The organism is Sphingobium sp. RC1 (assembly GCF_059738765.1).
The window spans coordinates 2,073,403-2,086,374 of sequence record NZ_AP027306.1; the positions used below are offsets into that span (position 1 = coordinate 2,073,403).

Consider the following 12,972-nt stretch of genomic DNA (forward strand, 5'->3'; position numbering starts at 1 on the left):
TCGCCTTTCACGGCAGCTTGGCTTACGGGAGTCCCATGCGCAGCAATTATCTCTTCACCTCGGAATCCGTGTCCGAAGGCCATCCCGACAAGGTCGCGGATCAGATTTCCGACGCCATCGTCGATCTGTTCCTGTCCAAGGACCCCGAAGCCCGCATCGCCTGCGAAACGCTGACCACGACCCAGCTCGTGGTGCTGGCAGGCGAAATCCGCTGCAAGGGCGTCTATGAAAATGACCAGTGGGCTCCCGGCGCACAGGAAGAAATTGAGCGCGCCGTCCGCGAAACGGTGAAGCGGATCGGTTATGAACAGGACGGCTTCCACTGGGAAAGCTTCCGCTTCGAAAACAACCTCCACGCCCAATCCGCGCACATCGCGCAGGGCGTCGATGCCGCTGGCAATAAGGATGAAGGCGCTGGCGACCAGGGCATCATGTTCGGTTTCGCCTGCGACGAAACGCCCGACCTCATGCCCGCGACGCTGGATTACAGCCACAAGATCCTCGCCAAGATGGCCGCCGACCGCCACTCCGGCCGCGCGCCCTTCCTTGAGCCGGACGCCAAGAGCCAGGTCACGCTGCGCTTCGAAAATGGCAAGCCCGCCGCCGCGACCGCCATCGTCGTCTCGACCCAGCATGCCAAGGGTTATGACGAAGGCGCCAAGGAAGCGGAACTGAAGGACTATGTGAAGGGCGTCATCGCCGAAGTCCTGCCCGGCGACCTGCTCTCGGACGAAACCGTCTATCACATCAACCCCACCGGCAGCTTCGAAATCGGCGGCCCGGACGGTGACGCAGGCCTCACCGGCCGCAAGATCATCGTCGATACCTATGGCGGCGCATCGCCCCATGGCGGCGGCGCCTTCTCGGGCAAGGACCCAACCAAGGTCGATCGCTCGGCCGCCTACATCACCCGCTACCTCGCCAAGAACATCGTCGCCGCCGGGCTCGCCCGCCGCTGCACGATCCAGCTCGCCTACGCCATCGGCGTGTCGGAACCGCTGTCGCTCTATGTCGATACCCACGGCACCGGCAGCGTCGATGATGCGAAGATCGAGGAAGCGATCAAGGGGATCAAGGAACTGGGCGGCCTCACCCCGCGCGGCATCCGCACCCATCTCGGCCTCAACAAGCCCATCTATCGTCCGACGGCCGCCTACGGCCATTTCGGCCGCAAGGCGGAAGGCGACTTCTTCCCCTGGGAACGCACCGATCTGGTCGAAAAGCTGAAGGCCGCCCTCTAAGCGCTTTATCCCGCCACAGATGAAAGAGCGGCGCGCGGGCAATGGCCTTGCGCGCCGCTTTTTCATGGGCGCAACATGACGAAAAGTTCACTAGGTTTCCGCCCAATCCCGGCACATACATGTCTTGCCGGACTTGGCCCCCTGTCGGGTCCGGCAACCCCTCCTTTCAAGGAGAACAGGCGATGACCCGGTTTCTGACCTCCGCTCTTGCCTGCCTCGCGCTCCTGGGCGCCAGCGCCACCCCCGCGCTCGCCGCCCCATGCAAGGACGCGAAAGGCAAATTCATCAAATGCCCGCCCAAGCCGGTCGCCAAAAAAGGCCCATGCAAGGACGCCAAGGGCCGCTTCATGAAATGCCACTGAGCTGAAGGACCGGCTTCCGGTCTTTTCTTCTCTTTCTACCGGCAAACCAAAGCCCGGCCGCAGGACCCGGCCGTGGCCTAATGTGCCTCCCGCACTCGTACCGCTCCTCACCACGGGTGCGGGAGGCACGACAGCTACCCGCTTGCCCCCGCTGCGCCACGCGGCTAAGCGCGCCGCCATGACCGCGCACAAATCCGGCGACCCCACCACGCTCAACCGCCTCTATGGCCGCCAGTCGGGCCACAAGCTCCGCGCCGGTCAGCAGGAACTGGTCGACACTCTGCTGCCCGCCCTCTCCGTCCCGGAAGAAGGGGAAATCACGGCCGCCAACCTCTTTGGCTATGACCGTCCCTTGCATTTCGAGATCGGCTTTGGCGGCGGCGAACATCTCGCCTATCGCGCCGATATGCTGCCCGACCATGGCTTCATCGGGTGCGAGCCCTTCCTGAACGGCGTCGTCACCGCGCTCGGCCATGTCCGCGATCAGGCGCTCGGTAACATCCGCCTCCATATGGGCGACGCGCTTCAGGTGCTCAGCCGCATTCCCGACGGAGCCTTGAGCTTCGTCTACCTCCTCCATCCCGATCCCTGGCCCAAGGCCCGCCACGCCAAACGTCGCATGATGAACCCCGGCCCCGTGGAGATGATCGCCCGCAAGCTGAAGCCCGGCGGCGAATTCCGCTTCGGCACCGATCATCCCGTCTATCTGCGCTGGGCGATGATGGTGATGAACGGCCACCCCGATTTCGACTGGCTGGCGAGCGAACCCAAGGACTTCCTAACCCGCCCCGGCGGCTGGCCCGAAACCCGTTATGAGGCAAAGGCCCGCCGCCTCGGCCATGAAGTCTGGTATTTCAGGTATCAGCGACGGTAGTTCGTAAGAAGTTCTGGAAATTCCCCAATAATCACGGGATTCTTGTTCCCCCCGCTCCCTTGATGATCCCCTCATTTCCCGCTACGGTGATTACTGGGTGATTGTTGGCGGGGACATGGCAACAGGAAGGATCACGAAGCGGGCGGTAGACAACGCCCAACCCGAGGGTTCACATGACGCATTCTTATGGGATGATGAGCTTCGTGGGTTTGGCCTGAAAGTCACGCCGGCGGGATCCCGAACCTTTGTCTATCAGTACCGACTCGGCGGGCGAGAATCCAAAACGCGGCGATGGACGATCGGCGCATACGGGAGCCCTTGGACTCCTAGCACAGCTCGTACCGAGGCCGAACGCCTGGCCAAGCTGGTTGGCCAAGGAATCGATCCGGCCGCGGCCGATCGCGAGCGGAGGAGGCAAGCAGTTGACCTCGCTTTCGATACCTACTCTGCCAAGTTTACAGAATCCTGTGTCGGCGTCGGCTGGAAGCGGATGGTCGAGCGTACCTTCCGCCTTCACGCCGTCCCCGCGCTAGGGGCAAAAGCGCTGCCTCTCATCACCCGCGCCGACATATCTGAATTGCTCGATCGGCTCCCGTCAGAACAGCAAGCGTTGCGGCGTAACACTTTCGCGGTCCTACGTCGCTTGTTTCGATGGGCTGTCGGGCGCGGCGATCTTGAGCGCTCGCCGTTCGAGGGTATGGAAACGCCCGTCGCAGTCAAAGCGCGCGATCGAGTGCTTGACGACGTCGAACTGCGCCGGATTTGGCTTGCGTCCGCCGACGCTGGAAGGCTCTTTGGACCGATCGTGCGCCTGCTGATCATCACTGGTCAGCGTCGTGAGGAGGTTACCGGCCTCTCTTGGAACGAGATCAATCGAGAAAATCGTACCTGGACGCTACCAGGGGAGCGTTCGAAAAATAAGGAAGCGCACGTTATCCCGCTGAGCGATCTAGCCGTCGGTGTGTTGGATCGGTTTGCCGGCTCCGACAAATGGCCCAAACGAGGCATCGTCTTCGCGACATCCGGCGGTAAGGTGTTCGCCATGCATGCGAAAGGCAAGATCAGGCTCGACAAGCTCATCGCTGGCGATGGGCATCCACCGCTGCCGCCTTGGCGACTGCATGACCTCCGCCGGACATTGGCGACTGGGCTACAGCGGCTTGGCATAAGATTCGAAGTGACTGAGGCAGTGCTGAACCACCTTAGTGGCTCGCGATCAGGTGTTGCCGGCGTTTATCAGCGCCATAACTGGACGGAAGAAAAACGGGCCGCACTAACTGCCTGGGATAGGTTCCTAAGCACAGTCATTTCAGACAAATCTCGTCCACTCCCCCGACAGTGCAATACTGAAGCAGGTAGCCAACCATGAACGAAGACCCGGATACGTCGCTCGACGAGCTTGAAACTCCGATTTATGTGGATTTTCCTACCTCAGGATCAATGTTTTCCGGCTTTGTGTTGAGCAATAGATTCTGGTTTGATCGATCAGGTTGGCCTAACGACTGTCCAGAACGGGTATTTCTTGGCAATGCTGTATTGCGTGTCGGCCAGGCGATGTTCCCTGAAGAATGGAACGACGACGATACCCAGGCACGAAAGGATGATCATGCGGACCAAAATGGCGCGCGTGATCGACTTTTGAAAGTGGGGCGCTGGATAGTCCACAGCGCGCTCAAGGGAGACTTTGGTACGCTGACGTGGAATGAAACCACCCCGTTTGCAAGACAATCTGAAACTTTGTGGACTCGCCCCGATGCGTTTCCAAAATATTTCGAAAACTGCATGGTCATTCCGCCCGATCAAACCGGATCATCGGTTTATATCTTCTTTGAAGGTCGTAGCTTCGCAAAAGCTCTTGATAATCTAATAAGGGCTCAAACGCCCAAAAAATATACGGCATCTGCAGAAAAGCAGTGCGGCGCCTGGCTGCGCAAGAAGTTCGAACAGGATGACCCGCGGCGCAAGGGAGAGCTCCGCATACTCGCACTTAGCGAAATACGGGGGCTTTCTGGAAGAGCGTTTGATCGATCCTGGGACGAAGTGGCGGAACCCTTTGGTCGAAGGCACCCGGGACGGCCAAAATCGCGGCAATAATCACCGCGTTAAATCATCACGGCACTTTAATCGTGTCGACTATTATGGATCGGCAAATGGGTCATTTTCATTCCGAGCTCCCGGCAATCCCGCCGGGTACCCCGGAGACCCATCTTGCACTCCAAAGAATTTGACCCGCCGGTTAACACTGCGGCCGCCGCCCGTCTTGCCGGCCTCGCAACCCACAGCCTGGAAAATCTCCGCCATCTCGGCGGCGGCCCGCGCTTCATCAAGCTTGGCCGCAAGGTCATGTACGACCCCGCCGATATTCGGGCGTGGCTAGAAGCCCGCAAGGTTTCCAGCACCTCCGAAACACGGAGCGCCTAGCCGTGGCACGGAACGATGATAGCGCGGTTGGCAACCGGCAAGAACTCATCCCCGCTGGCGCGCAACTGCTCGTCGGCCAGGGCCTGCGCGATCACCCCTTGCTCCGCCCGTCCAATGTGTCGCAGCTAATCGGCAGATCCGCGCAGACGCTGGCGCATTACCGTAAGACCAGAAATGGCCCGCCTTTCGTGACGGACGCCCGCTACTATTATTACCGGCCCCGCGATGTCCTGGACTGGTGCAGTTCCCGTGGCCGCGTGCGCGTTAAAGTCGAGGGGGCCTGACCAATGGCCCTGCAAAACAGCGAAGACCGACTTAGGAAAAATTCGCGAGGCCCTCACGGGATCGTTTCTGACATCGACGACCCGCTCTATTTCGCCAACACCGCCGAACCATTGCTCGTCAAAGGTTGGACTCCCATCCCGGTCTGGCCGAACTCGAAGAAGTCGTACATTCGGAACCGGAGCGAGTACGCTCTTAATCCACCGGCCCCATCGACCATCGCGCAGTGGAAGAAGGCATATGCTTACCACGGCACGGGAATCGTCTGCGGCCCTTGCTTCGCCTTCGACATCGACGTCAACGATCCTGTCCTTGCCCAGCGCTTGGAAGCTATCATTCTTGAGCGGGTGGGCGGAACCCCGCTGAAGCTTATCGGCCAAGCTCCGAAATTTAAGCTGATCTTCCGCACCTTCTCCGCCATCGGTACGTCGCACCTTCCGGGGATCGATTTTCTCGGCGTCGGCAGTTATTTCGTTGCCTTCGGTATCCATCCGGGGACGGGCTTGCCGTACAGGTGGCAGGGCGACAGCCCCTTGGCTCGGCCGCTGACGGAACTGCCCATGGTGACGGCCGAACAGATCGACGGTCTCCGCGTCGAATTCGGAGACTTGCTGGCCCCCATCACACATTTCGCCACATCGCCAGCGCCTGTCGCCGAGGGCGCGCAGAGGCAGGGCCTCATCACAGACAACCGCGATACTGTTCTCATGAAACTGGTATGGCACGTCTGGGCTGCGGGAGAAGACGATGCCGATGTGATAGCCGACCGGGCGTTCGCCCAATTAGCTCTAACCGCCGACCTGTCCCGCCCGAAGCGCGGGGGAAAAGTCCCGTGGACACGCGCTGATGCTCTCAAGAAAGCGAAGAACCTGCTGGCGAGCGGCAAGGTCCGTCCTAACACACCGTCCGGCAAGCCCGGTGCCGCACAGGATGATCAACGCGAACGGTTTCAGGCGGCCGTGTATCGCATAGCGGCCTACAGGCATCTATCACTCGCCGCGGTTCAGGTTTCCGATCTGATGTTGTCGCTTGCCTATGGACCGGACGGCTGCTTCGCCACACCTGCCACCATCGCCGAACGACTCGACCTCGGGGTAGACGCCGTCAAGCGCGCTCGACGCCGGTTGGTTGAGCTTGGCCTGTGGTCAGTTCAAGGGCCTGGCGCCGGGCGGGGGCACCGGGCTCACTATTTTCCGGAGTTCCTTACCAGCGCCGCGATCGCCGAAAAGGTGACTGCGAAGAGCACCCGGAGTTCCAGAGAGGAGAGAGATTACCTTGAGGAGGAATCCCTTAATCCAAAAAATAATAAAAATTATGATTCAGTCTTTGAGTCCCTCGCGGACTGGATGCCGGAGCGCGGCGAATGACCCCGACTTTTCGCCAGGCCAACCCATTCAGACCGTTGCCGATCAAAACATCCGGCACCTCCAAATCTCGTTCAATCGCAATCGACAAACATCCCCGTCAGTTCGTTGCAATCTTGAGGCTGCCGATCCTTGCGGTCGCCCCCACGTTGGAACGTTCCATTTTTCGAGGGTGGGAGCGCGGTCACAAGGTTAGCATGACCGTTTCGGCGCGCAATCGTACCATCGGACGCGCAACGGTCGAAGACGCCTACGTGCTTAGCTACGTTGCCTCTCGGGCTACCGAAACTTTCAACGCGCGCCTCTGCCCGGGAATGTTCGTCGAGATCGAACCACGCATGATGCTGGAGGAGCTTGGGATGCCCGCCGATCCGGCTGCCTGTGAACGAGTTATTGCGTCACTTCGCCGTCTGGTCATGACTGATCTGCGCGTTTACAACTGGGGCGACCGAGCGATTTCCGAAATGGGGCCGCTACTGCCGATCGAACCCTGCGCAAAAGATAAGAGCCGGTTCGTGATAAGCGTGCCTGACTGGCTACAGGACGAGATCCAGGCCCAACGCATCGCCACTATTCCTCCTGAAGCGCTGACGTTCAGCGGTTTTCGTGCTCGGCTTTACGGCTGGGCTCAGGGCTGGGTTGGCCAGAAGCTGGGTGATGCGCGGTTCATCACGCAGCGGGAGGCTCTGACTCGGTTGGGGCCTATCCCACCAGGCACCGACCCCTGGGACGCCATCCTGGCAGCCGTGGTGGCGGACGACGTGCCAGGATATGGTTTGGGCCTGGAGGCCTTCGACGGCCAGCCTGCCATCGCGGTGCGGCGACGGATCGAGCGCACGCCCGTCCCGATGAGAGAGGGCAGGCTCACGATCGAACTCGAATTCGGAGCGGAAGCCTCAGAATCCGGGCTGGAAGAGAAATGGCACGGCCTGCTGAGCACGTCTGCCGAATCTCCCGTGACCGCGATCGAGATCTGAGCAGGCCTGCAGCCCGTTACCTCATCAGCAAGGCACAGGAGGCCGCCGACCGCGCCACACCTTTGCCCGCCGAGACGATAGGGTTGGCCGCATGAATATCGCATTCAAATATCGCCTGTCGAAATCGAAGATCGCCGCGTTTGAGCACTGCCCCCGGCGGCTCTGGCTCCAAATTCACAGACGCGAGGCCGGCCGCTTCGATGCCCAGACACTCGCCCGCTTCCAAATTGGCCATGATGTCGGACGGCAGGCCAGATTGACTGCCCCAGGCGGTATCATGGTCGACGCCGAGCCGGATATCCAGGCCGCACTGGATAAAACTGCGGAGCTGATGAAGCGAGGCCCTATCCAACCGATATTCGAGGCGACCTTCCAACGCGAAGATGTCCTCGTCCGCGTTGATATTCTGGAGCCAGATCAGCATGGCGGCTGGCAGGCAATAGAGGTGAAGGCATCCACTCGCGTGAAAGCCTACCAACTGGCTGACCTTGCCACGCAAATCTGGGTCATGCAGGGGTGCGGGGCCACCATTTCGCAGGCTATAATTCGTCACGTCGTAGGGCCGATCGCATGGAATAGCTCAGACATAACGAGGGTGAAATTTCAGGATGCGAACGTTACCGTGCCTATCAAACGCCACCTTTTAAAGCGCGCGGCCACCGTTCTTGCGGCCCGAAAGGCGGTGCGTGGTGTCGAGATCCATCGTGCAATGGGAGTACATTGCCAACGTCCGTTCGCCTGCGAATTTGAAGCCCACTGCACCCTGGCCGCGACGCTTCCGCTATTTGCGACGTCCCAATTTTAGTGAGTGCAGAACGACGATTGAGTAGCCCCTAGTTTTCTAGACGCCTTCCGCTTTAGACAAAAGCTGCCGATGGGGGCGGCGGACAAAACTGCCGAGGCGACGCGAATATGTGTATAGGGTGAATTCAAAGGAGGGCGGGGGCGCCATGCACTTATCACGCATTATGATCGAGAATTTCCGTAATTTCCAGAATCTTGACGTCGCACTTGGCGGCAACCTCGTGATCGTAGGCGAGAACCGGGTAGGAAAGAGCAATCTCCTCTACGCCCTACGGCTCATCTTCGATCCCTCCCTACCTGACAGCAGCCGGCAACTGGGGCGGGCAGATTTCTGGGACGGCCTCGATGCGATCAATGAAAACTCCAGGATCACCGTCACGGTAGAGATCAAAGATTTCGAGGACGACCTCGACGTTCTTGCGATACTGACCGACTTTCGCCTTGACGACGATGCCGACACGGTGCGGCTAACTTACCAGTTGCGGCCTGAGCCGGGGCTGGAGCACGCGCCGACGAGCGATGATGATTTCTCCTTCATCTGTTTCGGCGGAGAGGATGAGGCCAAACGCTTCGGCCACGACCTGCGCCGACGGATCACGATGGACCTCCTGCCTGCACTGCGAGATGCCGAGGGAGATCTCGCAGCCTGGCGCCGCTCGCCCCTTCGGCCGTTGGTCGAGGACGCGTTCGTCGGAATCGATGCTGATGCTTTGGCAGCCATCGGCGAGAAAATTTCGGAGGCATCAAACGCCGTCCTTGGATTCGACGAGGTCAAGTCGCTCGAGGAGCAGATAGCTGAGCTGTTCCTCGCAATGAGCGGTCCAAAACAGAATGTGAATCCGTCGCTCGGCTTCTCCGCGACCGATGCCGCGCGGATCAACCGTCAGATCCGGCTGCTGATTGACCAGGGACGCCGTGGCATTGCCGATGCCAGTCTCGGCTCCGCGAATTTGATCTTCCTGACCCTCAAGCTCCTCGACCTGAAGCGGCTGATCGACTCCAACAAGCGCGATCACTCGCTGCTCGCGATCGAGGAGCCGGAGGCACATCTCCACCCGCATCTTCAGCGCCTCGTCTACAAACATCTGTTCGAGACGATCGTCGAAACCGCTTATGACGATGATGGTGAGGAGGAGGCCGAGGCCCAGCCGCTATCGGTGATCCTGACCACGCATTCCCCTCACATCGCAAGCGTTGCGCCGCTCACCTCGCTGCTGCTGTTGCGTGAGCAGGCCGGGGCCGGAACCAAGGGATATTCAACGGCGTCGGCCGAGTTCTCCGATGACGATGTCGAAGACCTCGAACGCTATCTGGACGTAACGCGCGCCGAGTTGGTCTTCGCGCGGGGCGTGATCTTGGTTGAGGGCGACGCCGAGCGCTTTCTGATCCCGACCTTCGCTGAGGAAATGGAGGTCTCGCTCGACGAGCACGGTATCACGGTTTGCTCAGTCGCCGGCACAAACTTCCAACCCTATGTAAAGCTGCTCTGCGCGCTCGGCATCCCGTTCTCGGTGATCACCGACTATGACGAGGTGAACGTGGTGCCTCGCGCTTATAATCGCGGATTGAAACTTGTTCGCACGATCGACGAAGCACGGGGCGGCGAGGATACCAACGCCGTCATCAGCGACATCGAAGAAGGCAGCTATAGGGAATCCTTCGAGAAAATGGAGCTGTTCGGCATCTTCGTGAACACTGACACCCTTGAGACCGAGTTGTTCGACGGTGACTATGCGCAGGAGATGATCGAGACGCTGCGCGAGCATAGCTTCAGCCAGGCGCGCATGACGTTGCTCGGCGAGTGGGAGGAGGATGCGGATACCGTCGACCACAAGGTCCTGCTCAATATGATCGAGCAGATGGGCAAAGGCCGTTTCGCGCAGCGTCTAGCGACCCGTGTCTCCGGGAATCCGGTGCCCGACTATATTTCCAAGGCAATCGATCATGTGATCGGTCTTGTCTAACCGCGCGCTGTATCTCCGCAGCGCAGAGGATCTGCGCCGCAATGAGCGCCAGTGGCAGGCGTATGAAACTACCGGTAACTGCGTGCTGCTCGCTGGCCCGGGAAGCGGCAAGACCAAGACCCTCACTGTCAAGCTGGCCCGCATGCTTAGTGAAGACGTCGATGAGCCACGCGGTATCGCTTGCATCACCTACAACAACGAGTGCGCCCGCGAACTCGAAACGCGGCTCGACGCCCTCGGCATTTCGCCAAGCGGCCGGGTCTTCATCGGCACGGTCCACTCATTCTCGCTGACCCAGATTTTGTTACCCTACGCGAAGCTGGCCGGGGTCGGCTTGCCGGACGAGTTCACCGTCGCCACCCGGCAGCAATCGCGTGCTGCGCTCGAGCGCGCCCATGCCAAAGTCATCAAGGGACCGGAGAACCCGCAGACCTGGGATTTCCGGATGGGCGTGTATAGGCGCCGTTTCCTTGTTCGCGAGCAATCCGAATTCGATACCGCTGATCCGCAGCTGGCGAGGCTAGTGACCGCTTATGAAGCCGAATTGCGGGTGAAGGGCGTGATTGACTTCGACGACATGCCGTTGCTGGCAGTGCGTGCGCTCGCGACCAACCCGTGGCTCCGTAAGGCGCTTGTCGCCAAATATCCGATCCTCGCCATCGACGAATATCAGGATCTCGGGCGCGCGCTGCACGGTATGGTCATGGGGCTGTGCTTTAGCGCCGGCATGCGGCTATTCGCGGTGGGCGACGTCGATCAGTCAATCTACGGCTTCACCGGCGCCCATCCCGAACTGCTGCGCCGTCTATCCGAACGCCCGGATGTCGAGACGGTCCGACTCGGTCTCAACTATCGCTGCGGCTCAAAGATCGTTGCTGCGTCTGAATACGCCTTGGGCGAGGAGCGAGGCTATCGTGCGCCCGACGATGCGCACGAGGGGACGATCTACTTCCACCCCCGCACCGGAAGCTATGCGGGCCAGGCCCGCCATCTGATCGATCAGCTGATCCCCGAGATCCGGGAGCGCCGCCCCGACCTCGACCTTGGCGAGATCGCCGTGCTCTATCCGGCGGCTTTTATCGGCGACGAGGTCGCGAATGCCGCTGGCGATGCGGGGTATTCGGTCACACGCACCGACGCCAATGCACTGTACCCGCGATCGAGCCGGCTGCTGCGCTGGCTCGAGCAATGCGCAATGTGGTGTTGCGGAGGTTGGCGCAGCGGTGACCCGCGGCTTAGCCGTGTGATCGGCGAAGGTTCGCGGCTGTTCCACGAGGTTCTGACTGACGACGGGGCCAGGCTCGAATTCCAGCGGGCATTGACCGCCGCTTTGTGGAGTCGGCGGGATGAGACCCTTCCGCTCGATGCCTGGCTGACAGCGCTTCGCGCGGAGATCGTCGCACCGTATGTGGCCGGCGCGCGTTCGCTCAACGACGATCTGGGTTTGCTCGACGATTTCATCGCGCGGCTCGGCCCGGAAGGGGAGATCGAAGACCTGCCGCTGGGTGAGTTCGCCGACATCGGTACAGGCCTTAACCGTATCAACCTCTCGACGCTTCACAGCGCTAAGGGCCGCGAGTTCGATGTCGTCATCCTGGTGGGAATGGAAGAAGGCCGATTGCCGCGAAACAATCCGAGCTCGAATGACCTGCGCGAGGCGCGACGGCTTTTTTACGTTGGGTTCACACGGGCGCGCCACGAGGTCCATCTTGTCTACGGGAAGAATATCCCGTCGCGGTTCGTGACCGAAGTTGAGGAGCGCCTGGCAAACGAAGCGGAATGACCCATTCCGCTTCACCGGATGAAGCGTGCTGGGGGCTTTCGCCGGAACGGCTCCTTCACAAGTTGCAAGGCTGCCGGCCGGCTATGTTACGCCTTGGATGCCTGGCCAGATTTCTTGATATACCTCCGGTAGCGAAGGCTGGGCGTTTAGCTCAGCGACTAATCTACCAACACTGGCCCAATTGCTGTGCACGCCAATGTGCAAGCGTAGCGCGGCAATTGCTTCGACACATGGCAAGCGAGCAAAATCGCCGATGTTGAGCTTAATCTTGTCATCGGTCCCGGCATCACGAATCTCCCGAAGCAGGCTCAGCGCTCGACCTCGTGCTCTTTCCGTCTTCCTGATTGCGCCTGCAGCGACACCAATCAACCAAAAGACGTCGAGGTAACGATACTCAATGACAAGGTTCTGTAATGTAGAGGCTTCCTGATCGACGACGTGCAGGAGGACACCACCATCGCCACCTATTTCCATGCCCCAAGTATTTACCCCATCGAGTGGCGGAATAAGGTCACGATTGTAGAACGACGGTTTGAGCAACGCTGCTCGAACATGCCAAGAGCGGGCGCCTCCCTTCTTCAGAGTGGCTTTGCTTTGAATATAGATGGTCTCGAATTCGCTCCACATCGCGAAATCGTACCCGTCGAGATCCAATTCCGGCTCGCTGATAAGAAGTCGTTCCTCATGCGCCGCAGCATAAAGTTTCAGATCGCGTGCCGCAGTTAAATGTAAGATCCGTTCTCGCTCGGTTGCTCGTGTCTTGTCTGTAAGAAATGCGTCGACGTTGCTCGACAAATTTTCTCTCCTTTTAATTGAGTGCCACAAGGGGGCAAGATTCGCCTGTGGGAGCGGGTTAGTATGGCGAGTCAAAAATTTCAAATTCCTGCTCGCCTGTAGAAG

At 59.9% G+C, this 12,972-nt stretch carries 13 protein-coding genes; 12 read left to right on the forward strand and 1 reads right to left on the reverse strand.

Translation table 11 applies throughout. The features are described 5' to 3' along the window. Positions 1–35 precede the first annotated feature (35 nt). The 12 genes from metK to AC6JBC_RS10250 all read left to right on the forward strand — a co-directional run bounded on the left by metK (position 36) and on the right by AC6JBC_RS10250 (position 12,072). A complete protein-coding gene (gene metK / locus AC6JBC_RS10195) occupies positions 36–1,241 on the forward strand; it encodes a methionine adenosyltransferase (RefSeq protein WP_498024102.1) in 1,206 nt (401 codons plus the stop codon). A 182-nt stretch (positions 1,242–1,423) separates the two neighbouring features. Further along, entirely contained in the window at positions 1,424–1,603 is a 180-nt protein-coding gene (locus tag AC6JBC_RS10200; RefSeq protein ID WP_449471440.1) for a hypothetical protein, read from the forward strand. Positions 1,604–1,781: 178 nt separating this feature from the next. Beyond that, entirely contained in the window at positions 1,782–2,477 is a 696-nt protein-coding gene (gene trmB / locus AC6JBC_RS10205) for a tRNA (guanine(46)-N(7))-methyltransferase TrmB (RefSeq protein WP_498024103.1), read from the forward strand. A gap of 115 nt (positions 2,478–2,592) precedes the next feature. Next, a complete protein-coding gene (locus tag AC6JBC_RS10210; protein ID WP_498024105.1) occupies positions 2,593–3,846 on the forward strand; it encodes a tyrosine-type recombinase/integrase in 1,254 nt (417 codons plus the stop codon). Then, positions 3,843–4,571 (forward strand): hypothetical protein, encoded by a 729-nt coding sequence (locus AC6JBC_RS10215; RefSeq protein WP_498024106.1) that lies wholly within the window; start codon positions 3,843–3,845, stop codon positions 4,569–4,571. The genes AC6JBC_RS10210 and AC6JBC_RS10215 overlap by 4 nt, the downstream gene beginning before the upstream one ends. Before the next feature lie 114 nt (positions 4,572–4,685). Then, positions 4,686–4,898 carry a helix-turn-helix transcriptional regulator gene (locus tag AC6JBC_RS10220; protein WP_498024107.1) on the forward strand — a complete coding sequence of 71 codons (213 nt, stop codon included), beginning with the start codon at positions 4,686–4,688 and terminating at the stop codon, positions 4,896–4,898. A gap of 2 nt (positions 4,899–4,900) precedes the next feature. Next, positions 4,901–5,182 (forward strand): hypothetical protein, encoded by a 282-nt coding sequence (locus AC6JBC_RS10225; protein WP_498024109.1) that lies wholly within the window; start codon positions 4,901–4,903, stop codon positions 5,180–5,182. A gap of 3 nt (positions 5,183–5,185) precedes the next feature. Next, on the forward strand, positions 5,186–6,547 hold the full coding sequence (locus AC6JBC_RS10230) for a bifunctional DNA primase/polymerase (protein WP_498024111.1): 1,362 nt from the start codon (positions 5,186–5,188) through the stop codon (positions 6,545–6,547). Beyond that, complete coding sequence (locus tag AC6JBC_RS10235) at positions 6,544–7,521, forward strand: replication initiator protein A (protein ID WP_498024112.1); 978 nt, start codon at positions 6,544–6,546, stop codon at positions 7,519–7,521. The genes AC6JBC_RS10230 and AC6JBC_RS10235 overlap by 4 nt, the downstream gene beginning before the upstream one ends. A 91-nt stretch (positions 7,522–7,612) precedes the next feature. Beyond that, positions 7,613–8,326 (forward strand): hypothetical protein, encoded by a 714-nt coding sequence (locus tag AC6JBC_RS10240; protein WP_498024113.1) that lies wholly within the window; start codon positions 7,613–7,615, stop codon positions 8,324–8,326. Between the two features lie 163 nt (positions 8,327–8,489). After that, a complete protein-coding gene (locus AC6JBC_RS10245) occupies positions 8,490–10,289 on the forward strand; it encodes an ATP-dependent nuclease (RefSeq protein WP_498024114.1) in 1,800 nt (599 codons plus the stop codon). Then, positions 10,282–12,072 carry an ATP-dependent helicase gene (locus AC6JBC_RS10250; protein WP_498024115.1) on the forward strand — a complete coding sequence of 597 codons (1,791 nt, stop codon included), beginning with the start codon at positions 10,282–10,284 and terminating at the stop codon, positions 12,070–12,072. Before AC6JBC_RS10245 ends, AC6JBC_RS10250 begins: the two co-directional genes overlap by 8 nt. Before the next feature lie 81 nt (positions 12,073–12,153). Here the strand turns inward: AC6JBC_RS10250 and AC6JBC_RS10255 are convergent, their stop codons facing one another. Further along, the gene (locus AC6JBC_RS10255) at positions 12,154–12,867 is read right to left on the reverse strand and encodes a hypothetical protein (RefSeq protein ID WP_498024116.1); all 714 of its coding nucleotides are present in this window, start codon (positions 12,865–12,867) and stop codon (positions 12,154–12,156) included. Positions 12,868–12,972 lie beyond the last annotated feature (105 nt).

What these genes read in the sequence shown, in the direction of transcription:
- AC6JBC_RS10240 (WP_498024113.1), top strand. Translation starts at nt 7,613, where the DNA reads ATGAATATCGCATTCAAATATCGCCTGTCGAAATCGAAGATCGCCGCG.
- AC6JBC_RS10245 (WP_498024114.1), top strand. Translation starts at nt 8,490, where the DNA reads ATGATCGAGAATTTCCGTAATTTCCAGAATCTTGACGTCGCACTTGGC.
- metK (WP_498024102.1), top strand. Translation starts at nt 36, where the DNA reads ATGCGCAGCAATTATCTCTTCACCTCGGAATCCGTGTCCGAAGGCCAT.
- AC6JBC_RS10215 (WP_498024106.1), top strand. Translation starts at nt 3,843, where the DNA reads ATGAACGAAGACCCGGATACGTCGCTCGACGAGCTTGAAACTCCGATT.
- AC6JBC_RS10210 (WP_498024105.1), top strand. Translation starts at nt 2,593, where the DNA reads ATGGCAACAGGAAGGATCACGAAGCGGGCGGTAGACAACGCCCAACCC.
- AC6JBC_RS10230 (WP_498024111.1), top strand. Translation starts at nt 5,186, where the DNA reads ATGGCCCTGCAAAACAGCGAAGACCGACTTAGGAAAAATTCGCGAGGC.
- trmB (WP_498024103.1), top strand. Translation starts at nt 1,782, where the DNA reads ATGACCGCGCACAAATCCGGCGACCCCACCACGCTCAACCGCCTCTAT.
- AC6JBC_RS10235 (WP_498024112.1), top strand. Translation starts at nt 6,544, where the DNA reads ATGACCCCGACTTTTCGCCAGGCCAACCCATTCAGACCGTTGCCGATC.
- AC6JBC_RS10200 (WP_449471440.1), top strand. Translation starts at nt 1,424, where the DNA reads ATGACCCGGTTTCTGACCTCCGCTCTTGCCTGCCTCGCGCTCCTGGGC.